The sequence below is a fragment of the Sphingopyxis sp. KK2 genome (assembly GCF_001990265.1).
In the GTDB taxonomy this organism is placed as follows: domain Bacteria; phylum Pseudomonadota; class Alphaproteobacteria; order Sphingomonadales; family Sphingomonadaceae; genus Sphingopyxis.
On record NZ_LYVN01000021.1, the window covers coordinates 1 to 21,562 of the forward strand.

Below are 21,562 nucleotides of genomic sequence, written 5' to 3' on the forward strand. Positions count from 1 at the left end.
GCTCGGCGGCGCGGCGGGCAGCGGCGAGCCGGCGCCCGAAGAGGCCGCGATCGCGATCTATGGCGAGAGCGGCCAGTTGATCGGCCACCAGAGCGAACGGACTGTGGCGAGCGCCGAGGGCAGTGAAACGCTGCGGCAGCTCGAATCCGCCTTCACCGTCGCGGGTCATGGCCCGACCGAGTTCGGCGAGACGCTGCGCATCGTCCGCGGCGCCGACGGGACGCCGCAACGCTGGCAGTGGCGGCGCAGCGTCAACGGCCGGGTGCTGACCGTCGATCTCGAACGCAAGGACGGCATGCTGAAGGGGCAGGCGGTGGGCGAGGGGCAGCGGCATATGGTGCGCGCCGCGCTCCCCGCGCTGCCGATCGGCGACCCCGAAGCGCTGGCGCCCGTCCTTGTCGAACCCGACGGCGCGCGGCGCTGGTCGATCGCCGAATTCGACCCCGTCGCGCTGCAATTCCGGCCGGTCGAGCTGGCGCTGGCGAAGCGCGCGGGCGTCGATCAGGCCTATGTGCTGACGCTGTCGCGCGGCGGGCGGCTGCAATCGGTGCGCTGGCTGAGCTATGAGCAGGGCCGGCTGGTCGAGGCACGCCAGCCCTTGCTCGGCAGCAGCCGGTCGTGGCGCCGCGACGACGGCCCACTGACCAGGGACGATGTCCTGTCGCGCGGCCGCACCATCGCGCACGAACAATATCGGCCCGCGGTGCATATGACGCAGCGCGCCGCGCTCGGGCGCATCCGCTATGATTTCGGCGTCCCCGCCGACATCGGCGTCGTCTTTCCCGAGACTGGCGAACAGCGCGTGCGCCGCGAGGGCGACGGCTGGCAGCTCGATATCTGCGGCGATTGCGGCGCGGCGCCCGCACCGACCGATGCCGAGCGCGCGATCTGGACGCGCGCCACGCCATGGGTCCAGAGCGACGACGCCGCCTTCGCCGAAAAGGCGGCGCAGGCGCGGCGCGGCGCGAAGACCGACGCGGCGGCGATGGAGCGGCTGGCGGTCGTCGCGCGCGGGCGGCTGCCGCGGATCGATTTCGACGGCTATGTCTCGGCCCGCACCGCCTGGCGTCGCCGCGCAGGCGACTGCACCGAGGATGCGCTGGTGCTCGCGGCGCTCGGCCGCGCGGCGGGCATCCCGACGCGCGTCGCGCACGGGCTGGTCTTTTCGCCGGGGCGCTATCATGGCGCGAGCAACGCCTTCATGCCGCACAGCTGGGTGCTCGCCTTCGTCGACGGGCGCTGGAAAAGCTATGATATCTCGCTGAACGGTTTCGACGCGACGCATATCGCGCTCAGCCTCGGCGACGGCGAGCCCGAAGCGATGGTCGAGGCCAATCAGGTCGCGGCGCTGCTCGACTGGCGCGCGATCGCCGAAGTCAGGAAGCGGCCGGCCGATCCTTGACCAGCTGCGGCGGGTCGCGCTCGTCCTGGGTCCGGTCGCTGCTATCGGCGGCAGGGGACGGCGCGGCTGGCACGGCGCGCGGCGCCGTATCGGCGTCATCGTCATAGACGACCGGCATGTCGGGCAGGCTGGTGTCGAGATCGGCGGTCAGCCATTCGACCGCGCCCGGATTTTTCAACCCGCCGACGATGATATATTGGTCCTCGAGACAATATTCGCCGCTCGCGGGCTCGCCCTCGACCGCGAGCACCTCGTCGATCTGCGCGAAGGCGGGGGTCGCCATGCTCGCGCCCAGCGCCATCGCGGCGAGCGCCGATTTCACCGGCACCTTGTAGCTTACGCAAAGCTCGTCGGCGCAGTCGGCGACCAGCGCCTGGCGCGCCGCGCTCGAAAGGTCGGAGATGTCATGCACCTCGCGGTGGCAGAGGCGGCAGATGTCGCCGTCCATGATGTCGCCAAGCTTGCCCTTGTAGGGGCAGGGGCTTTGGATCCGCGGGAACAGCGACATAGGGCCTCCATCTCTCTCCGGTCTGGAAGAATGCCAGAGTTGGGCGCGGCTGACAATCGCCGTCGGCTATAGGTTCACGAGGCGGCGGGGCGTTTCACCATAAGGGGTGGCGGTGCATCGCGCGCGGGGCTTTGCTCGTCGCCTGGCCGTGCTTGTTGCGGGGCAGCGGGCTCGTCGTCATCTTCATAGACGACCGGCATGGCCGGCCGCGCATCGTCGAGATCGACCGCGAGCCACTCGACCGCGTCGGGGGCCTTGAGGCCGCCTGCCGCCACGATGATGACATCGCCTTCGAGGCAGAAGTCGCCATCGGCGGCCTCGGTCGGCGCGGGCGTGTCCGATTGCGCAAAGGCGGGGCTACCGAGGCTCGCGCCCAGGGCCGCTGCGGCGAGCGCCGATTTGGCGACCAGCCGATAGCTGACGCAAATCTCGCCGCTGCATCCCGCGACGAGCGCGCGGCGGTCGCGGCTCGACAGGTCGGTAATGTCATGGACCTCGCGGTCGCACAGGCGGCAGATGTCACCGTCGACGATGTCGCTGAGCTTTCCCTTGTAAGGGCAGGGGCTCTGGATCTTGGGGAATAGCGACATGGGCGATCTCCGTCTTTCTCCAGCCCCGGAGGGTGACAGAGATGGGGCGGCCAGGCAATCCGGGATTGCCAGCCCCTTCCCACGCCGCGCCGTCGCTGCTAGGCGCGCGCGATGATCGCTCCCCATCCCGAACGCCGCACCTTTGCCATCATCTCGCACCCCGACGCGGGCAAGACGACGCTGACCGAGAAATTGCTCGTCGCCGGCGGCGCGATCCATATTGCTGGCGAGGTCAAGGCGCGCGGCCAGGCGCGGCGCGCGCGCTCGGACTGGATGAAGATCGAGCAGCAGCGCGGGATTTCGGTGACCTCGTCGGTGATGACCTTCGAGCACGCCGGGCTGATCTTCAACCTGCTTGACACCCCGGGGCACGAGGATTTCAGCGAGGATACCTATCGCACGCTGACCGCGGTCGACAGCGCGGTGATGGTGATCGACGCCGCCAAGGGCATCGAGCCGCAGACGCTCAAGCTGTTCGAAGTGTGCCGCCTGCGTTCGGTGCCGATCATCACCTTCATCAACAAGGTCGACCGCGAGGGCCTGCCGCCGTTCGAACTGCTCGACGAGGTCGCCGACCGGTTGGCGCTCGACGTCTGCCCGATGAACTGGCCCGCGGGCATGGGCGGCCAGTTCGAGGGCATCTATGACCTTGCCGATCCGGCGATCATGCGTCCCGGCGGCGATGCGTCGCGCATGTATGAGGGGCACCGTGCCAAGGTCTCCGGCCTCGACGATCCCGCGCTGGCGTCCGAACTGTCGGCGGACGCGCTCGCGCATCTCAGGGAAGAGACCGAACTGGCCTCGGCCTGTTACGCGCCCTTCGACGGCGCGGCGTACCGGGGTGGCGACCTGACTCCGGTCTATTTCGGCTCGGCGCTCAAGGAATTCGGCGTCACCGACCTGCTCGCCGCGCTTGCCGCGCATGCGCCGGGGCCGCAGCCGCAACCCGCCGAACCCGCGCCGGTCGACCCCGGCGACGATGCCGTCACCGGCTTCGTGTTCAAGGTGCAGGCGAACATGAACCCCGCGCACCGCGACCGCATCGCCTTCATGCGCCTGTGCTCGGGCAAGTTCGAGCGCGGCATGCGGCTGATGCAGGGCGGCACGGGCAAGGCGATCGCGATCAGCCGCCCGATGCTGTTCCTCGCGCAGGACCGCGAAATGGCCGAGGAGGCCTTTCCGGGCGACATCATCGGCATTCCGAACCACGGAACCTTGCGCGTCGGCGACACCTTGTCCGAACGCACCGACATCACGATCACCGGCCTGCCGAACTTCGCCCCCGAACTGCTGCGCCGCGTCGCGCTCGTCGATCCGACGCAGACCAAGAAATTGCGCAAGGCGCTCGACGACATGGCCGAGGAGGGGATCATCCAGGTCTTCTATCCCGAGATCGGTGCGAACATGATCGTCGGCGTCGTCGGCCAGCTCCAGCTCGAAGTGCTGATCAGCCGCCTCGACGCCGAATATAAGGTCGCGGCGAAGCTCGAGCAGTCGCCGTGGGAAACCGCGCGCTGGGTCGCGTCGGACGATCCGGCGAAGCTGAAGGCGTTCCAGTCCGAACATCGCGGCGCCAGCGCCACCGACCGCGACGGCGCGCCGGTGTTCATGGCAAAGGACGGCTGGGAGGTCGGCTATATCACCCAGCGCAATCCGGACATCCGCTTTACCGCGACAAAGGAACGGCGGCTGGGGGCTCTGGCGGAGTAGGGCTTGCTGGCTTACCTTCGAGAGCGAGGTGTCGTAGATGTCGGATGCGAAGCGATTTGGATTGGCGCAGGCATCGGAGTGCTTGGCACGCGTTGACTACCTGCTGGATGCTGAGCCGCGTCGATACCATCTGATCAATCGTTGGTGGCCAAGATTTCCTGAGCGCCCGCCCACGAGCTACTATCACGATGAGCCGGGAGCCTATGACCGATCGGGTCGGCTCATCGACCAGCATCGATATAGGGGCGGCGTGATCGAATTGGCGATCGACGACGACCAGTTCGACTTCGATTTTTGCGGACAGGGCGGTTCGATCTGTTCGCGGCGATTCCGCGAGACACTCGAAATCGACAGCTCGATTGTCGAATATATTCCGGTGGATGACTCGCGATGTTCACCCGAAGTGAGGGCGATGGAGTATCACGGTCTTCACCTGCTCAGGCTGAATGATCGATCGCTGGAAGGCAGGCCAGCACTATTTTTCATGCCCGGCGACTTCCGCATGATGTGCAACGTGGAAATGCGACAGGCCATCGAGCTTCGCGGTTTGTCTTGCAAGTTCTATGATCCGGACACTCGGGGATGGCGCCCTCCGAAGCACCCACTGTACGACCTGCCCGATTAGGCCAATCTCCTATATCAGGCTGAGCAGGTCGGCCGGCGCGCTGTCGCCACCGTCCTCCTCATCCTCTTCGCCCTCGAACTTGCTCAGCGTCAGCCCGAGCAGCCTGATCCCCTGTTCGGTCGGCAGCAGCGGCGCCAATATCGCTTCGCCCGCCGCGAGCAGCGCCGCGCCGTCGCCGATCGCGAAGGGCACCGACTTCGCGCGCGTGATCGTGCGGAAATCGGCGTAGCGCAATTTCAGCGTCACGGTGCGCCCGCGCGCGCCCTTCTTGGCGGCGCGGTCCCACACCACCGCGCTGACATGCGCAAGCGCCTCGCGGATTTCGGTATCGCTGATCAGGTCGTTGAAGAAGGTACGCTCGCCGCCGAGCGATTTCAAAGGCCGGTGCGACTTGACCCGCCGATGGTCGATCCCGCGCGCGAGGTTGAACAGCCATTCGGCGCTGTTTCCGAAGTTTTCGGCGAGCCACAGCGGGTCCTTGTCCGCGAGGTCGGCGCCCGAGAAGATGCCGAGCCCCTCCATCTTCGCCGCGGTGACCGGGCCGATGCCGTGGAAACGCCGGATCGACAGCGTCTGGACGAAGGCCGCACCTTTGCCGGGAGGAATGACGGTCAGCCCGTCGGGCTTGTTCTGGTCCGACGCCAGCTTGGCGATAAACTTGTTGTACGACACGCCCGCCGAGGCGGTGAGCCCCGTCTCGTCGCGGATGCGGCGGCGGATCAGCTTCGCGGTCGCGGTCGCGCTGCCGAGCCCGGCCTTGTCGGCGGACACGTCGAGATAGGCCTCGTCGAGCGACAGCGGCTCGACCTCGTCGGCATAGTCGCGAAAGATCGCGCGGATCTGGTGCGAGATGTCGCGATAGACCTCGAAGCGCGGCGGCACGAAGATCAGGTCGGGGCATTGGCGCTTCGCGGTCACGCTCGGCATCGCCGACCGCACCCCGAATTTGCGCGCCTCGTAACTTGCCGCTGCGACCACCCCGCGCCGCGACGAGCCACCGACCGCGACGGGCTTGCCGCGCAGCGAGCGGTCGTCGCGCTGTTCGACCGACGCGTAAAAGGCATCCATGTCGACATGGATGATCTTGCGGACCCGGACCTCCGCGGCATCTTCGGCCAGAATCTCGGCGTCTTCCACGCCCTCCATCTACCATGTTGCCACGATGTTCTCAATGCCGTGCTTACGGCCCGCTTGACGAAGCCGGGCCGAAATGGCAATCGCCGCCGACCTTGGGTGAGCGGGTATAGCATAGTGGTAATGCTCTAGCCTTCCAAGCTAGCTAGGCGGGTTCGATTCCCGCTACCCGCTCCAGTCACCTCTTGCATCGCTGCGATCCACGCCCGGAACCTTTCCCGGCCGCCGCCGTTTATCCGGCGCAACCAACATTCAGATTATCGAGGCGCGGCCAAAGGTCGTCTCTCTCCGGCAGGGGCCTATGCGCGCTGCTTCGGAGGTCGGTGCCGCGCGCTCATGGACTGTGCTTTGTCGAGGAGATTTCCAATGTTCAAATGGGCTTTGATTTTCGCCGTGATCGCGCTGCTCGCCGCGGTGCTGGGTTTTGGCGGCATCGCCGGCGCGTCGGCCGGGATCGCCAAGATCCTGTTCTTCATCGGGCTCGCGCTGGTCGCGCTGTTCGTGATCCTCGGCGCCTTCGCGGCGAAGAAGGTCGTGTAAAAACTCGCGCGCCCGCCGGAACCATCCGGCGGTGCGGGCGCTTCTTGGTTCTACTTGACCGAAAGTGAGAGTGGAGATGGTCCCGTTCTTCGGACGGAACCTAGGGAGCCCCGCCGCAGAAATGCGACGGGGCTTACCTGTTTCCGGGGCCTCGAACTTTCGCAGCGATGAACCGCCGCTGATTTCTGCGACAATTTGCGACAATTTTCCGCCAAACCGGCATGGCGCTGGGACAAGTGCCCCCTAGACCGGCTTCATCGAGAGCCGGCCCCCTTCGGCTCCGCATCAGGAGTTCGTACCGTGAAGAAGAAGCTCACCCTTTTGACGCTCGGCGCCGCGCTGGTCGCCGTGCCCGTTCTCGCCGCACCGGGCATGGGTCCCAAGGCCGATGCCGACGGCAATGGCACCGTGACCCGCGCCGAGGCGCAGGCCAATGCGACCGCGATGTTCGCAAAAATGGATGCGAACAAGGACGGCAAGCTCGACGCCACCGACCGCGCCGCGCGGCATGCCGAAATGCGCGCCAAGGCCTTTGAACGGCTCGACGCGAACAAGGACGGCAACGTCAGCAAGGCCGAATGGGACCAGGCCTCGGCCGACCGTCAGGCGAAGCGCGCCGAGCGCGGCGAAAAGCGTGCCGAAGCCGGCGAACCCGGCAAGCGCGGCCCCGGCATGCGCGGCCATCGCGGCAAGCATGGCGGCCATCATGGTGGCCCCGGCGGTCGCGGCGGCATGATGAAGGCCGACACCAATGGCGACAAGGCGATCAGCCAGGCTGAATTCCAGACCGCGGCGCTCGCGCGCTTCGACGCCGCCGACGCCAACAAGGACGGCCAGGTGACCGCCGAGGAACGCCAGGCGCAGCGCGGCGCGTGGAAGGCGAAGCGCGCCGCTCCGCCGGCAGCCCCCGCCGGCGAATGATCGGCAGCGGACCGGCGGCAACGGCAGGCTCTTCCCCCTCCCTGGCATTGCCTTTGCCGCTGGTCCCTGCCAGCTATCGCCCACCGGCTTCCCCTGGCCGGTGGGCGAACTATTACCGGGATTTCATCCGAATGAGTGACAGCGACGCGCCGCGCATCCTGCTGATCGACGACGAGCCGTCGATCCGCGAGCCGCTGACCGACTATCTGTCGGCGCAGGGCTTCGCCGTAACAGATGCGGCCAACGCCGCCGAGGCGCGGTCGGTGCTGCGCGCGCAGAGCATCGACCTGGTCGTCAGCGACATCATGATGCCCGGCGAGGACGGATTGTCGCTGACGCGCCATTTGCGCGAGACGAGCAGTATCCCCGTGATCCTGCTGACCGCGCGCGCCGAGGATACCGAACGGATCATCGGGCTGGAGATCGGGGCCGACGATTATGTCGTCAAACCCTTCAACCCGCGCGAACTGGTCGCGCGCATCCGCACCGTGCTGCGCCGGACGCAGGCGGGCGGGCGCATGCTCGACCCCGGCGGCACCGCCTTCGCCTTTGGCCCGTGGGTGCTGCGCGAGGTCGAACGCGTGCTCGTCGACGAGGCGGGCGAGGAGGTCGCACTGTCGTCGGGCGAATATCACCTGCTCCACGCGCTGGTGCGCCACCCGCGGCAGGTGATGAGCCGCGACCGGTTGCTCGACCTCGTACGCGGGCGCGAGGCCGACATCTTCGATCGCGCGATCGACAATCTGATCAGCCGCCTGCGCAAGAAGATCGAGGCAGACCCCGCGCACCCGCAACTCGTGAAGACCGTGTGGGGCGGGGGCTATACGCTCGCCTGCGAGGTCAAGCGGCTGGGCGGCGCGACGTGAAGCTTCGGCCCTGGCCCCGCAATCTCGTCGGGCAGATGGTGCTCGCGGTCGCGGTGGCGCTGTTCGTCGCGCAGGCGATCAACTTCGCGCTGCTGGCGCGCGGCCAGCGGCAACAGGCCTATGCCAATGGCGGCGGCATGGCGGTGGCGCGGATCATCGACGCGCTCGAACGTGATCGCCGCGGCGCGATCGCCGATCCCTATGACACGGTGCCCGATGCCCCGCCGGCGAAGCGCCAGCCGCGCCTTCAGGTCCGCGACACGCCCTTCGCGCCGCCGCCGCGCGCGCGCGCCGATGCCGACCTCGCGGCGCATGTCGCGGCGGAACTCGAACAGGCAGGGCTCGATGCCGAACAGGTGCAGGCATGGGTGCTGCCACCGCGCCCGAAGATGGAGAAGATGCACGGTCCCGCGCGCACCGCGATCGTGTCGGCGAAAATCGGCGGGCGCTATGTCGTCGTGCGCAGCTGGCTCCCAGCCGAGGGCAAACGGCTGCAGGGTTTCCTGATCTGGCAGACGCTGTCGCTCTATATGCTCATCCTCGTCCCCGTGCTGCTGATCGCCTGGCGCGCGGCGCAGCCGCTGCGCACGCTGACGCAGGCGGTGCGGCGCGACCCGATGGGTGACGGGCCGCCCTTGCTCGAAGAGGGGCCGTCGGACGTGCGCGACGTGATCAGCGCCTTCAACGCCTCGCGCGCGCGGATCGCGACGATGCTCGCCGACAAGGACCGGATGCTCGGCGCGGTCGGCCACGACCTGCGTACCCCGCTTGCCAGCCTGCGCGTGCGCGTCGAGGCGGTCGAGGACGACAAGCTGCGCGACAAGATGATCGCGACGATCGACGAGATGACCGCGATGCTCGCCGACATCCTCGCGGTGGCGCGCAGCGGCGCGGGCAAGGAAGCGCCCGAAATTTATGACGCGGCGACCTTGCTCGCCCAGATGGGCGAGGAATATCGCACGATGGGCAAGCCGGTGGCGGGGCCGGAGGCGATGCCGGCGCTGCCTGCGCTCAGCGGCCGCCCGCTGCTGCTGCGGCGCGCGCTGCGCAACCTGATCGACAATGCGCTCGCCTATGCGGGCAGCGCGGCGCTGATCGTCGAACGGACCGACACGGAGCTGAAGCTGATCGTGCGCGACGACGGGCCGGGGATCGACCCGGCGCGGATCGCCGACCTCGTCGAACCCTTTGCGCGTGGCGAGGCGTCGCGCAACCGCGCCACCGGCGGCGCCGGGCTGGGGCTGGCGATCGCCAAGGCGCTGGCCGAGGGCGAAGGCGGGCGGCTGGTCATCGCCAACCGCGGCGACGCGAGCGGGCTCGATGCCGCGGTGGTCTTGCCGATCGACGCTCAGGCGTAGATCGCGATCCCCTGGCTGCCGCTGACCACCGGTTCGCCGGCGCGGTTCCAGATCATCATGTCCTGCACCGAAAAGCCGCCGCGCGCGAAGCCGGTCTTTGCCGAGAGCAGCCACCAGCCGTCCTCGGTCTCGGGTGTGCCGCTGAGCATGTTGACCGTCCAGTTCATCGAGCTGATCGGGCCGAATTCGGTGAACAGCGCCATCGCGGCGGGGGGCAGGGCATCGCCCATCGCGAGCAAGGCGACCGCGGGGTGGCACGCGGGTTCCTCGACGAAGCGCACCCAGGTCAGATAATCGCCGACGTCGCTCTTCCAGTTGAAGCGCGGGCCGGTGGTCGGGCGCATGTCGAAATGGCGCACGAAGCTGGGGCGCGCCTTGTGGTCGGGGACCGGCGCCAGCTCCTCGGGGGGCGGCGCGTCGGGCATCGACAGGCTGTTGTGGTCGAGGTGGCTCGGCCGGTCGCCCGAGAAGGCGAAGGTCGCGGCGGTGCCGAAGCCCATGTCGCTCGATACGCCGGCGTCGACGAACAATGACGATTTCGACTGGCGCAGCACGCGGGTGTCGACGGTGCAATCGCCGCCGACCGGGCCGACGAAGCTGATCTGCGCATAGCGCAGCGGGGTTTCGGTCGGGTGCAGCGCCATCGCGCCGGCAAGCGCGACCGCCGAGCTGATCCCGCCATAGGCGGTGCGGCCCTGCATCCATCCGTCGTCGATATGCGCCTTGGCCACGCCGTCTTCGGTGCGCAGCGTCGAGAGCAGCGCGTCGAGCGCGCTGGGAGAGGTCGTCATTCTGATTCTATTCCTCGATCTGGAAAGTCAGTCCGGCATTGGCGGTCAGCCGGTCGATCAGCGCATCGCCGAGCAGCGCGCCCGGGGTCCATACGCCGCCATCGCCCTTGTTCGCGAGCAGCGCCATGCCGGTTTCGGCGAGCATCTTCGACGTCGAGCCGTAACCCGGGTCGCGGTCGCCCTGCACGCTGGCACGGATGCTCGTTCCGTCGGGATATTCGCCGATGAAGAGAATGTCGTAGAAGCCATTCTCGCGCTCTTCCTTGCTCGGCCCTTCGCCGGGCTGGAGCTTGGATTCGCCGAAGGGGTTCGCCTTCGCCATCGCTTCGGCCATCGCCTTTCCGGCGTCGCCGATCGTCGTCATCACCATCTCGTCATAGACGAGGTCGGCGCCCCACGCGTGACCGAGCAGGAAATTGGTGCGGTGGACATTCTTGGTGTTGATCGGCGCCATCACGAAGGGCGCGGTCCAGGTGCCCGTCGCGCCGTCATATTCGGGGATCAGCCCGCTCGGCTGCGACGGGCCGTCGAACCCCGGGGTGAGCGCGAAGCTCGATTTGAGCAGCAGCGCGAGCGACGGCTTTTTCGCGACCGCCTTCAGCGTCTCGGTCAGGCTGGCGATCGTACCGCCCGATGCGCCGCCCGCCATCTTGCGGACGCGGCCCTTGACGCGCGGCGCGGGGCTCCCGTGGCGTTTCGCCGCCTCGGCCTGCAGGAACAGCACGCCGAGGTCGAAGGGGATCGAGTCGAAACCGCAGCTGAAGGTGATGCGCGCGCCCGACGCCTTGGCCGCGTCCTGGTGCGCGTCGATCATCTCGCGCATCCAGCCGGGTTCGCCGCACAGGTCGGCATAGGCGGTGCCCGCCTTGACGCAGGCCGCGACGACGTCGCTGCCATAGAGCTGGTAGGGGCCGACCGTGGTCAGCACGACCGAAGTGCGCGCGGCCATCGCGTCGAGGCTGGCAAGGTCGCTTGCGTCGGCAACGACGAGCGGCGTGTCCTTCGGCGCGCCGATCAGGTCGCGCACCTCGGCGAGCTTGTCGGCGCTGCGTCCCGCCATCGCCCATTTGGGCGCGTCGGCGCGGCCGCCATAATGCTGGACGAAATATTCGGCGACGAGCCGGCCGGTAAAGCCGGTCGCGCCATAGACGATGATGTCGAACTCGCGGGTCCCCGCCATGGCCAGCTCTCCCTTTACGTAAACGTTAAGTGGAGGCTAGCGCAGGCGCGCGGGCTTGCCAAGCGAAAGGCGTCAGCGCCGCCAGAAGGGGCGCTTGGTGACCGCTACCGGGGCGCCGACGGCCTCGGCGCGGCCTTCGGCGCGCGCGGCGCGCAGTTCGGCTTCGGTCAACCGGGCCTCGGCCTGGTGCTTCGCCAGCTCGTCGCGGCGGCGCTGGCGCAGCGCGTCATAGCTCCAGCGGGTATGGCCATAGCCGAACAGGCAGAGCAGCCCGCCGGCGATCGCGAGATTCTTCATCGCCGCCATCGCCTGCATCGGATCGCCAAACTCGCGGTGGAAGAAGAGAATGGTGAGCAGCACGAAACCCGCGAGCAGGATCGCGAACAGTCGCGTCGCGATGCCGAGCGCGATGCAGATGCCCGCGACCGTTTCGAAGAGGCCGGTCGGGATCGCGAGCCCGGCGGGCAGGCCCGCGGCCGAAATCATGGCGTTGGTGTCGGCGACATGGATCAGCTTGTTGATCCCCGACACGACGAAAATCACGGCGATGAACAGGCGGCCGATGAAGACGGCAATCATGGACATGGGTCATCCTCCACTCAGCGCCCCGACCGCTTGTGCAGTCAGGACGCGCGGAGGCGCCGGAGGTTCCGCCGCTCAGGCGGACAGGTCAGCTCAGGTCGTAGATCAGCCCGTCGATGTCGCCATTGGCCTCGCCGCTGCCGCCGCGCGTACGGCGCGCGGGGGTGATGCTGCGCAATTGCGGCGCCGACCAGTCCTTGCGGTCGCAGCGCTCGTCATTGGCCTCGGGAATATTGCGGTCGATCATTTGGAACCCCTCCAGAACCGCGCAAATATGCGGCATTGCACCGGTGCCGTCAAGGAAGGGGCGCCAGCGCCAAGTCGTTGATTTCACAGTCGTCGCAGGCGGCCGCGCGCAGGATGAGCGCGTTGGGCCCGGCCTTCATGCTTAGATCGGGCAGGGCGATCGTCTGCCACTCGCCCCCGGCCGGTACGTGGATTTCGCGGTCGCCGAGCGCGATCGTCCCGCCCTTGGCCGAGCGCGCGCGGATGGTGACGCGCCAGCGCCCCGCCGTCGCGGCGTCGAGGCTGTAGCGCATCCATTCGCCGGTCACGAAGTCGTCGACATAGGGCGTGCCGTCCGATGCGCGCGCGATATCGACGCCGTCGTTGCGAAAGGTCGTGCCATTGTTCCACGGCGTGCGCTCGCCGCCCGTTGCGACGTGATAATTGGCGTCGACGCTGTCGCGATAGGCGACGTCGGCGGGGCCGAGGTCATAATCGACGGCGCGGACCGTCAACGGCGCGGTGCCGAGCCTGCGCTCCACAAAGGCTTGTGCGCTGGCATCATGTGGCTGACGGAACATCGCGTCGATGACGTCGGGCTTGGGGATCGTGCGGTCGAACCGCGTATTTTCGGTCAATTGCATCATCGCGGCAAAGGCTTCGTCGGGCGCGGGCTTCGGCCCCTTGCCCGTCGCCCAGGCGGTGATCTTCATCCAGCCGTCGCCGGCCGCGATCTCGAGCGGCTGGTTGAAACCGATCTTCTTCCAGGGCCAGAAATTCCAGCCGATGCCTTCGCCCTCGACGAGTTGGATCGCGTCACGATACCAGACATTGCTGTTCTCGCCCGATTCCCCCAGCCAGACGGGGCGGCCATAGCTGGTCCGCAATTTCACGATATCGGCGATGCTCGCCGCGTCGTTGCGGTTCCAATATTTGTGGAAGCTGAGCACCATATTGGCGTCCCATGCCGGCGGCAGGCCCTTGTAATTATTGCCCCAGCAATTGCCCTCGACGATGACGATATGCCGCTTGTCGACGCCGCGGATCGCCGCGGTGATCCGCTGTTGCAGGTCCCAGACTGCCCTGTTCTCGGTCTCGTCGCAGCCATTGCCCTTGCCGGGGGTGGCGAAGCTCCAGTTCGGTTCGTTGATCAGGTCGTAACCGCCGATCCACGGCTCGTCCTTGTAGCGCGCCGCGAGCTTCGTCCACAGCGCCACCGTCTTGCGCTGGTTCTCCGCGCTCTCCCACAGCGAGGGCTTGGTCGGGTCGCGGTCGGAAATCGCGAGGTCGTTGCCTTGCCCGCCCGGCGCGGCATGGAGGTCGAGGATCAGCCAGATGCGGTTCGCCTTGCTCCACGCGAGCAATTTGTCGATGCGCGCGAAGCCCTCCTCGTGCCAGGTGTCGACCCCGGCCTTGGGTTCCTTGTCCACGGGCAGCGTGAGCTGGTCGAAATGGATCGGCAGCCGCACCGAGTTGAAGCCCCACGCCGCCATCTGCGCAATGTCGGCCTCGGTGGTGTGGTTGTCGAGCCAGGCGCGGTAGAAGGTCGCCGTGCGCTCTTCGCCGACCAGTTCGACCAGCTTCGCGCGGATCCTGTGCTGCTGCCCGACCGCGCCGAGCTTGAGCATATAGCCCTCCTGCAGCATCCACCCGCCGAGCCCCATGCCGCGCAGGATCACCGGCTCGCCGCCGTCGTCGACGATCTTTGTGCCGTCGACTTTCAGCCAGCCCTCGGCATGGGCTGTGGTGGAAGAAAACAGCGCACCAAGCGCCAGCAGAGCCGACCCGAATTTCATGATGGCATCCCCGTTTATGATTTATGGGAACGTTATCAATTTATCCGGTCAAAGCAAGCTGCGGTCGCCAGGGTTGCCGCATCAAAGCTTGGGCAGCGTGACGCCCTTTTGCCCCATATATTTGCCCGCGCGGTCGGCGTAGCTCGTCTCACACGGCTCATTGCCCTGCAGGAACAGGAACTGGCACGCGCCTTCATTGGCGTAAATCTTGGCGGGCAGGGGTGTGGTGTTCGAAAATTCGAGCGTCACATGGCCTTCCCAGCCGGGCTCGAGCGGGGTGACGTTCACGATGATGCCGCAGCGCGCATAGGTCGACTTGCCGAGGCAGATCACCAGCACGTCGCGCGGGATGCGGAAATATTCGACCGTGCGGGCGAGCGCGAAGCTGTTCGGCGGGATGATGCAGACATCGGTTTCGCGGTCGACGAAATTCTTGGGGTCGAAGTCCTTGGGATCGACGATCGTACTGTCGACATTGGTGAAGATCTTGAATTCGGGCGCGACGCGCGCGTCATAGCCATAGGAGGAAAGGCCATAGCTGATGCACCCGTCGCGGCGCTGCGCCTCGACGAACGGTTCGATCATGCCCTGCGTTCGGGCGGCTTCGCGAATCCAGCGGTCGGAAAGAATGGCCATGGCGTTGTCTTGTCGGGGCGCTGCGCTTTGCGCAAGCGGTCAGTCGATCAGGCCAAGGTCCTTCGGCCCGAAAGCGGCCGGCAGCAACTCGCTGAGCCGGTAACTCTTCACCGCGTTGCCGTCGCCCGAGGCACAATGGACGAGGATGTCGGTCTTCGACCGCTCGGCGGCCTCGTTCAATATCTGGCGGCAGCGTCCGCACGGGTTGACCGGATCGCTGCCGATCAGCGCATCGCCGTCGGGCCGCCCGCCGACGATCGCGACCTCGGCGAGCTCGCCGATCCAGCCCTCGTTGGCGATCTTGGCGATCGCGGCGGTCTCGGCGCAGAGCGTCAGGCCATAGCTTGCATTTTCGACATTGGCGCCGGTGACGACGCTGCCGTCCTTGAGCAGCAGCGCGGCGCCGACGTGAAAGCCCGAATAGGGCGCATAGGCCCGGCTCGCGGCGTCGCGCGCGGCGTCGATCAGCGCGTCGATCGTCTCTTCGCTCATTTGATGTCTCCGTCGGGGCGCACGACGTTCCAGCCGACGGTGCCGTCGGCGCCCGCGATGCGCATATAGTCGTTCGCCTGCCACATCGCCCAGGGGTGCGCGCCATATTCGGGGGTGAAAAAATCGCGGCGCAGCCAGGTGGTGCGCGCAATACTCCGCGTCACCTGATATTCGGCCTCGAAGGCCGGGCTCGGCGCGATCAGGCTTTCCTTGCCGGTATGCGCCTCGATCTGCGCGAGGAAAGTCGTCAGTTCGGACAGCAGCAGCGCGCGCGTCGGCCGGTCGGGGCAACGGTCGTCGAAGTCGAGCCAGATGGCTGCGGGGAACATGTCTTTGCGGCGCGGGACATTGCGGATGAAATTGGCCGCCTGGTCGGTGGCGAGGCGGCACAGGTCATAGCGGTGGATCGCCCCCGCCTGCACGTCGGCGAGCGCGGCATCGCGCAGGTTGCGCGCAAAGGCCGGGTCGACCCGGTCGGCACCGCTGGTTGCAGCGATATAGGCGAAGTCGGCGCCCGCGGCCTTGATCGATCCCCAATGGACCGTCCCGTTCGACGCGTCGATCGTCACCCCCTGCCACGGATATTGGTCGCGCGCCGGCGCCCAGCGCGCCGCCCACCACAGCGCGAGGCCGATGGCGAGCAGGCTCAGCAGCAGCGCCGCACCGATGCGCTTGAGCAGGCGCAGCAGCGCGCCGCGCCAGTCGCGGCCCGGCTTGGCCGGCTTCTTGCCGCCGCTCTTGATCGCCCCCGTCGCCATGGTCAGCCCTTGATATGCAGCACGCAGATCAGCGTGAACAGCCGCCGCGCGGTATCGAAATCGACCGCGATCTTGCCGTCGAGCCGGTCCATCAGCATCTCGGCCGCCTCGTTATGCAGCCCGCGCCGCGCCATGTCGACGGTCTCGATCTGCTGCGCGGTCGAGGTCTTGATCGCCTGGTAATAGCTATCGCAGATCGCGAAATAGTCGCGGATCGGGCGGCGAAAGCGCCCGAGGCCGAGGATGATCGCCTCGAGCGGTGATCCATCTTCGCGGCTGATTTCAAAGATCAGGCGGCCGTCCTCGACACGCAGCATCAAACGATAGGGCCCGGCATAGCCATCGGCATGCCCGCGCTGGGGCACGAACTTGTTGTCCTCGATCAGGTCGAAGATCGCGACGCGCCGCTCCTGCTCGACGTCGGGGTTACGCCAGACGATCGAACCCTCGTCGAGCTCGATCGAAATGATGCGCTGTTTGGCGGGGTCGGCGTCGGTCATGCTGTCCGTGCTTCTACTTGGCCGTGCTTGAAGGGCAAGCGGTGACTTATGCACAGCAATCCCCAGATATGATATGCGGGGCCATATCGCCGGTTGCACCGCTCCGGCCCTCGGCGCATGAGGATGGCTATGCCTGAATTTGCCCTTGTTCCCGCCCCGGCCTCGCCGGGGGACGACCGCCAATTGCCGCGCAATATCGAGGCCGAGGCCGCCTTCCTCGGCGCGATCCTGATCGACAACCGAGTCGTCGAGGATCTGCCCGTCCAGCTCCACCCCGATCATTTCTTCGAACCGCTGCACGGCCGCATCTTCCAGCAGACGATGGCGCTGATCGAGCGCAACAGCATCGCGACCCCGGTCACGCTCAAGCCCTTTTTCGAGGCCGACGAGGCGATGAAGGCGGTCGGCGGGCCCGGCTATCTTGCGCAGCTGACCGGCAGCGGTGCGGGCCTGATCGGCGCGCGCGATTTCGCCAAGCAGATTTTCGACCTCGCGCTCTTGCGCGAACTCGCGGGCGTCGGCCGCACGCTCGTCGACAATGCGCTCGACACGAGTGAGCGCGTCGACCCGCAGGCGCAGATCGAGGAAGCCGAAACCGCGCTCTACCGTGTCGCGGGCGGCGAGGCCGAGATGGGGACGGTCAAGAATTTCAGCCAGGCGAGCCTCGTCGCGCTGCAGGCGGCCGAACGCGCGCTCAATTCGGGCGGCCATCTGTCGGGGATCACCACCGGCATCGGCAGTATGAACGCCAAGATCGGCGGCATGCACAATTCGGACTTGATGATCCTCGCGGGCCGTCCGGGTATGGGCAAGACCTCGCTTGCGACGAACATCGCCTATAACGCCGCCGAACGCTTCCGCCGCGACGAGGAGGACGGCATCCCGCCCGAGAAGAATATGGGCGCCAAGGTCGCCTTCTTCAGCCTCGAAATGTCGGCGGACCAGCTCGCGACGCGCGTGCTCGCCGAACAGTCGGGCGTCTCGGGCGAGGCGCTGCGCATGGGCAAGATCAGCAAGGAACAGTTCCAGCAGCTCTCCCGCGCCGCGCAGGCGCTCCAGACCTTGCCGTTGTTCATCGACGACACGCCGGGCCTGACGATCGCCGGTCTGCGCACCCGCGCGCGGCGGCTCCAGCGACGCCACGGCATCGGCTTCATCATCGTCGACTATCTCCAACTGCTGCAGGGGTCGTCGAAAAGCGGCGACAACCGCGTGCAGGAAATCTCCGAAATCTCACGCGGCCTGAAGACCTTGGCGAAGGAACTTCATGTTCCGGTGATGGCGCTCTCGCAGCTCAGCCGCCAGGTCGAAAGCCGCGAGGACAAGCGGCCGCAGCTCTCCGACCTTCGTGAATCGGGCTCGATCGAACAGGACGCCGACATGGTGCTCTTCGTGTTCCGCGAGGATTATTATGTCGCGGCGCGCGAGCCCAAGCGCCCGGTCGAGGGCGACGACGTCAAGATCCACGCCCAGCACGAGGAATGGGCCGCCGAAATGGAACGCGTCTTCGGCCTCGCCGAAGTCATCGTCGCCAAATCGCGTCACGGTTCGACCGGCAAGGTCCGCCTGCACTTCGAGGCGAAGACGACCAAGTTCAGCGACCTCGCCGACGACAGCATGGCCTATGAGGATTATGAGTAGCTCGATCACCAACACGTCATCCCAGCGAAAGCTGGGATCGCTGGCGGTTTAGCGGGACGATAGCGGTCCCAGCTTTCGCTGGAACGACGGTCAAAGAATATTGGCCGCCAGATCACTCCAATCTGGATTGCCTGCTTCGATCAACTCGATTTTCCATTGCCGCTTCCAAGCCTTCATCGCTTTTTCGCGTGCGATGGCCTCTTCGATCGTTGGATATTCCTCGGCGAGCACAAGCGTGGTTAATCCATATTTTCGACAGAAAGCTGAGCCTTTGCCGGTCTTGTGCTGGAAAACGCGTGCCGAAATGTCCGCCGTGACTCCGATATAGAGCACGCCACCGCGCTTGTTCGTCATGATGTACACATGTCCGCCACGGCTCATGCCGACAGCGTAGCGCAAGGTTCCCAGCGATCCCAGCTTTCGCTGGGATGACGGCTATCTCAGAACGCCGGGTCGTTCGCCGGATTGTCGTCGATCGGCGTCACTTCGCTGTGGATGCCGCATTCGGTCTTGTCCCAGCCGCGCCAGCGGCCCGAGCGGGGGTCTTCGCCGGGTTTGACCTTCGAGGTGCAGGGCGAGCAGCCGATCGACGGATAGCCCTCGGCTTCGAGCGGGTGGCGCGGCAGGTCGTGCGCCTCGAAATAGGCGTCGAGGTCGGCGCGCGACCAGTTGGCGAGCGGGTTGAACTTCAGCCGGCCGGTGTTGCCGTCGAGTTCGAAGCGCGGCAGGCCGGTGCGCGTCGAGGCCTGGAAGCCCTTGCGCCCGGTGATCGAGGTGTCGAAATCGGCCAGCGCCTTTTCGAGCGGCTTGACCTTGCGGATCTCGCAGCAGCCGTCGGGGTCGTAGGACCAGCGCAACTCGGTCGCGTCCTTCGCCGCGAGGTCGTCGGGATCGGGGGTCAGGTTGACGATATTCAGCCCGAGCTTCGCCGCCAGTTCGTCGCGATAGGCCAAGGTTTCGGGGAAATGCTTGCCGGTGTCGAGGAACAGCACCGGCATGTCGGGCGCGGCGCGCGTGACGAGGTGCAGCAGCACCGCGCTCTCGGCGCCGAAGCTCGACACGATCGCGGTCTCGCCGAGCAGCCCGGCGCCGATCACGCTCGCGACGACCTCGGCGGCGTCCTGGCCGCGGAACAGATTATTCAGCCGGATGACGTCGGTCGGCGCGAAGCGCGGCGCGACGTCGATGCGGTCGCGCGTGCGGTCTTCGCCGGTGTTGGGGGGAGAGACCCTCACCTCAGCCATGCCTCAGCTTCCAGATCGGCACCGCGCCGTCGGCCGCGCCCTGATAATGCTCGGGCCAGCGGCTGAGCGCTGCCTCGACATCGGCGGGGTTCAGGTCCTTTTCGGGCGCGAATGTATCGAAGCCGCAGCGTTTCATATAGGCGATCTGGTCGACCAGCACGTCGCCCTGCGCGCGCAATTCGCCGACATAGCCCGCCTCGCGCAGGATGCGCGCCGACGAATAGCCGCGCCCGTCGCGGAACTTCGGGAAAGCAACCTCGATCAGCGCGAGCCGGTCGAGATGCGGGATCAGCGCGCGCGCATCCTCGTCCGGCTCGAGCCGCACCGCGGTCGCGTTCGACTGCGACAGAAAGGCGTCGAGGGTGACGCAGGGTTCCTCGCCGTCCGTATGCCACCCTTCCGCTTGCGGAAGGGACTGATTATCGGCGCGCTCAACCATAGATCGCCTCCTTGAAGGGGGCCATGCCGATGCGGCGATAGGTGTCGACGAAGCGCTCGCCCTCGGCGCGTTCGGCGAGATATTTGTCGGTGACGCGCTCGATCGCATCGACGACGCCGTCCTCGTCGAAGCCGGGGCCGGTGATCGTGCCGAGCGACACATCCTCCGCGCCCGATCCGCCGAGCAGAAGCTGGTAGTTTTCGGTGCCTTTGCGATCGACCCCCAGGATGCCGATGTGGCCGGCGTGGTGATGCCCGCAGGCGTTGATGCAGCCCGAAATCTTGAGCTTGAGCTCACCAAGTTCCTTCTGGCGGCCGAGATCGGAGAAGCGCGTCGCGATCTTCTGCGCGACCGGGATCGAGCGCGCATTGGCGAGGCTGCAATAATCGAGGCCGGGGCAGGCGATGATGTCGCTGATCAGGTCGAGGTTCGGCGTCGCGAGCCCTGCGGCGTCGAGCGCCTGCCAGATCGCGTAAAGGTCGGCCTTGCGGACATGCGGCAGCACGATGTTCTGCGCATGGGTGACGCGCAGCTCGTCATGGCCGTATTTCTCCGCAAGGTCGGCCATCAGGTCGATCTGCGCCGACGATGCGTCGCCGGGGATGCCGCCGACGGGCTTCAGGCTGATGTTGACGATCGCATGGCCGGGCAGCTTGTGCGCGGCGACATTCTGGTCGACCCAGACCGCGAAGTCGGGATCGCTGCGGTCGATTTCGTCGGGTGCCGATGCGTCGAGCGGCGGCGGCGCGAATTGTGCGGCGATGCGGTCGAACTCGGCCTTCGGCGGGTCGATGCCCAGCGACTTCACATGGACGAACTCTTCCTCGACCTGGCGGCGATATTCGTCGGCGCCGAGTTCGTGGATCAGGATCTTGATCCGCGCCTTGTAGATATTGTCGCGGCGGCCATAGCGGTTGTAGACGCGCAGGCACGCCTCGGCATAGCTCAGCATGTCGTCGAGCGGCACGAAATCCTTGATCAGCGGCGCGATCATCGGGGTGCGGCCCATGCCGCCGCCGACGTAGAAGGCCGCGCCGTGCTGGCCGTCCTTCTCGACGATCTGGATGCCGATGTCGTGCAGGCGCATCGCGGCGCGATCCTCGTCTGCGGCGATGACGGCGATCTTGAACTTGCGCGGCAGATAGCTGAATTCGGGGTGGAAGCTCGACCATTGGCGGAGCAGTTCGGCCCACGGACGCGGATCGGTGATCTCGTCGGCGGCGGCGCCCGCCCACTGGTCCGAACTGATGTTGCGGATGCAATTGCCGCTCGTCTGGATCGCATGCATCTCGACCGACGCGAGATCCTCGAGGATCGCGGGCGCATCCTCCAGCTTGATCCAGTTATACTGGATATTCTGGCGCGTGGTGAAATGGCCGTAATCGCGGTCGTACTTGCGCGCGATATGCGCGAGCATCCGCATCTGGCGGCTGTCGAGCGTGCCATAGGGCACCGCGACGCGCAGCATATAGGCGTGCAGCTGGAGATAGAGGCCGTTCATCAGCCGCAGCGGCTTGAACTGGTCCTCGGTGATTTCGCCGGCAAGGCGGCGCTTCACCTGGTCCGAAAATTCGGCGACGCGGGCGGCGACCATCGCATGGTCATATTCGTCATATTTATACAT

At 66.7% G+C, this 21,562-nt stretch carries 24 protein-coding genes and 1 tRNA gene; 9 read left to right on the plus strand and 16 right to left on the minus strand.

Features of this window, described 5'->3' with window-relative positions:
• A partial coding sequence (locus tag B1A78_RS05580; protein WP_144037701.1) for a transglutaminase-like domain-containing protein occupies positions 1–1,402 on the plus strand: 1,402 nt, incomplete at its 5' end.
• Here the strand turns inward: B1A78_RS05580 and B1A78_RS05585 are convergent.
• Positions 1,377–1,910, minus strand: coding sequence for a hypothetical protein (locus tag B1A78_RS05585; protein ID WP_077146011.1), 534 nt, complete (start codon positions 1,908–1,910; stop codon positions 1,377–1,379). The two genes, B1A78_RS05580 and B1A78_RS05585, sit on opposite strands and share 26 nt — an antisense overlap.
• A 74-nt stretch (positions 1,911–1,984) precedes the next feature.
• The gene (locus B1A78_RS05590) at positions 1,985–2,500 is read right to left on the minus strand and encodes a hypothetical protein (protein ID WP_077146012.1); all 516 of its coding nucleotides are present in this window, start codon (positions 2,498–2,500) and stop codon (positions 1,985–1,987) included.
• A gap of 111 nt (positions 2,501–2,611) precedes the next feature.
• Here B1A78_RS05590 and B1A78_RS05595 point away from each other — a divergent pair, with 111 nt between their 5' ends.
• Positions 2,612–4,210 (plus strand): peptide chain release factor 3, encoded by a 1,599-nt coding sequence (locus tag B1A78_RS05595; protein ID WP_077146013.1) that lies wholly within the window; start codon positions 2,612–2,614, stop codon positions 4,208–4,210.
• A 37-nt stretch (positions 4,211–4,247) separates the two neighbouring features.
• Entirely contained in the window at positions 4,248–4,835 is a 588-nt protein-coding gene (locus B1A78_RS22230) for a hypothetical protein (RefSeq protein ID WP_144037702.1), read from the plus strand.
• A 9-nt stretch (positions 4,836–4,844) separates the two neighbouring features.
• Here the strand turns inward: B1A78_RS22230 and dinB are convergent, their stop codons facing one another.
• Positions 4,845–5,981 carry a DNA polymerase IV gene (gene dinB / locus B1A78_RS05605; protein WP_077146015.1) on the minus strand — a complete coding sequence of 379 codons (1,137 nt, stop codon included), beginning with the start codon at positions 5,979–5,981 and terminating at the stop codon, positions 4,845–4,847.
• 91 nt (positions 5,982–6,072) lie between these two features.
• On the opposite strand from dinB, the gene B1A78_RS05610 reads away from it, so the two are divergent.
• The 5 genes from B1A78_RS05610 to B1A78_RS05630 all read left to right on the plus strand — a co-directional run bounded on the left by B1A78_RS05610 (position 6,073) and on the right by B1A78_RS05630 (position 9,654).
• A tRNA-Gly gene (locus B1A78_RS05610) sits at positions 6,073–6,146 on the plus strand.
• A gap of 189 nt (positions 6,147–6,335) precedes the next feature.
• Complete coding sequence (locus B1A78_RS05615; RefSeq protein WP_077146016.1) at positions 6,336–6,509, plus strand: DUF1328 domain-containing protein; 174 nt, start codon at positions 6,336–6,338, stop codon at positions 6,507–6,509.
• A gap of 300 nt (positions 6,510–6,809) precedes the next feature.
• Complete coding sequence (locus B1A78_RS05620; protein WP_077146017.1) at positions 6,810–7,430, plus strand: EF-hand domain-containing protein; 621 nt, start codon at positions 6,810–6,812, stop codon at positions 7,428–7,430.
• Between the two features lie 131 nt (positions 7,431–7,561).
• Positions 7,562–8,296: a response regulator gene (locus B1A78_RS05625; RefSeq protein ID WP_077146018.1), complete on the plus strand. Its 735-nt coding sequence runs from the start codon at positions 7,562–7,564 to the stop codon at positions 8,294–8,296.
• On the plus strand, positions 8,293–9,654 hold the full coding sequence (locus B1A78_RS05630) for an ATP-binding protein (protein WP_083733873.1): 1,362 nt from the start codon (positions 8,293–8,295) through the stop codon (positions 9,652–9,654). Before B1A78_RS05625 ends, B1A78_RS05630 begins: the two co-directional genes overlap by 4 nt.
• Here the strand turns inward: B1A78_RS05630 and B1A78_RS05635 are convergent.
• From B1A78_RS05635 to B1A78_RS05670, 9 genes are all read right to left on the minus strand, one after another.
• A complete protein-coding gene (locus tag B1A78_RS05635; RefSeq protein ID WP_083733875.1) occupies positions 9,645–10,445 on the minus strand; it encodes an acyl-CoA thioesterase II in 801 nt (266 codons plus the stop codon). The genes B1A78_RS05630 and B1A78_RS05635 overlap by 10 nt on opposite strands.
• Positions 10,446–10,452: 7 nt before the next feature.
• Positions 10,453–11,625: a trans-acting enoyl reductase family protein gene (locus B1A78_RS05640; protein ID WP_077146020.1), complete on the minus strand. Its 1,173-nt coding sequence runs from the start codon at positions 11,623–11,625 to the stop codon at positions 10,453–10,455.
• Positions 11,626–11,697: 72 nt separating this feature from the next.
• Positions 11,698–12,210, minus strand: a complete 513-nt coding sequence (locus tag B1A78_RS05645; RefSeq protein ID WP_077146021.1) for a DoxX family protein — start codon at positions 12,208–12,210, stop codon at positions 11,698–11,700.
• An 85-nt stretch (positions 12,211–12,295) separates the two neighbouring features.
• On the minus strand, positions 12,296–12,454 hold the full coding sequence (locus tag B1A78_RS22560; RefSeq protein ID WP_179101986.1) for a hypothetical protein: 159 nt from the start codon (positions 12,452–12,454) through the stop codon (positions 12,296–12,298).
• 49 nt (positions 12,455–12,503) lie between these two features.
• Positions 12,504–14,228, minus strand: coding sequence for a cellulase family glycosylhydrolase (locus B1A78_RS05650; RefSeq protein ID WP_077146022.1), 1,725 nt, complete (start codon positions 14,226–14,228; stop codon positions 12,504–12,506).
• An 81-nt stretch (positions 14,229–14,309) separates the two neighbouring features.
• Complete coding sequence (gene dcd / locus B1A78_RS05655; RefSeq protein ID WP_077146023.1) at positions 14,310–14,864, minus strand: dCTP deaminase; 555 nt, start codon at positions 14,862–14,864, stop codon at positions 14,310–14,312.
• A 39-nt stretch (positions 14,865–14,903) separates the two neighbouring features.
• On the minus strand, positions 14,904–15,356 hold the full coding sequence (locus B1A78_RS05660; RefSeq protein WP_077146024.1) for a cytidine deaminase: 453 nt from the start codon (positions 15,354–15,356) through the stop codon (positions 14,904–14,906).
• Positions 15,353–16,114 carry a GH25 family lysozyme gene (locus B1A78_RS05665; RefSeq protein WP_083733877.1) on the minus strand — a complete coding sequence of 254 codons (762 nt, stop codon included), beginning with the start codon at positions 16,112–16,114 and terminating at the stop codon, positions 15,353–15,355. Before B1A78_RS05665 ends, B1A78_RS05660 begins: the two co-directional genes overlap by 4 nt.
• Before the next feature lie 2 nt (positions 16,115–16,116).
• Positions 16,117–16,614, minus strand: a complete 498-nt coding sequence (locus B1A78_RS05670) for a UPF0262 family protein (RefSeq protein ID WP_077146025.1) — start codon at positions 16,612–16,614, stop codon at positions 16,117–16,119.
• A 129-nt stretch (positions 16,615–16,743) separates the two neighbouring features.
• Here B1A78_RS05670 and B1A78_RS05675 point away from each other — a divergent pair, with 129 nt between their 5' ends.
• Positions 16,744–18,255 carry a replicative DNA helicase gene (locus B1A78_RS05675; RefSeq protein WP_144037703.1) on the plus strand — a complete coding sequence of 504 codons (1,512 nt, stop codon included), beginning with the start codon at positions 16,744–16,746 and terminating at the stop codon, positions 18,253–18,255.
• A 90-nt stretch (positions 18,256–18,345) separates the two neighbouring features.
• Here the strand turns inward: B1A78_RS05675 and B1A78_RS05680 are convergent, their stop codons facing one another.
• Genes B1A78_RS05680 through B1A78_RS05695 form a run of 4 tightly spaced genes read right to left on the minus strand, consistent with a single transcriptional unit; the run spans position 18,346 to position 21,562 of the window.
• Positions 18,346–18,636: a GIY-YIG nuclease family protein gene (locus B1A78_RS05680; protein WP_077146026.1), complete on the minus strand. Its 291-nt coding sequence runs from the start codon at positions 18,634–18,636 to the stop codon at positions 18,346–18,348.
• Between the two features lie 59 nt (positions 18,637–18,695).
• A complete protein-coding gene (locus B1A78_RS05685) occupies positions 18,696–19,499 on the minus strand; it encodes a phosphoadenylyl-sulfate reductase (RefSeq protein WP_077146027.1) in 804 nt (267 codons plus the stop codon).
• Positions 19,492–19,938 (minus strand): DUF934 domain-containing protein, encoded by a 447-nt coding sequence (locus tag B1A78_RS05690; RefSeq protein ID WP_077146028.1) that lies wholly within the window; start codon positions 19,936–19,938, stop codon positions 19,492–19,494. Before B1A78_RS05690 ends, B1A78_RS05685 begins: the two co-directional genes overlap by 8 nt.
• Positions 19,931–21,562, minus strand: coding sequence for a nitrite/sulfite reductase (locus B1A78_RS05695; protein WP_077146029.1), 1,632 nt, complete (start codon positions 21,560–21,562; stop codon positions 19,931–19,933). Before B1A78_RS05695 ends, B1A78_RS05690 begins: the two co-directional genes overlap by 8 nt.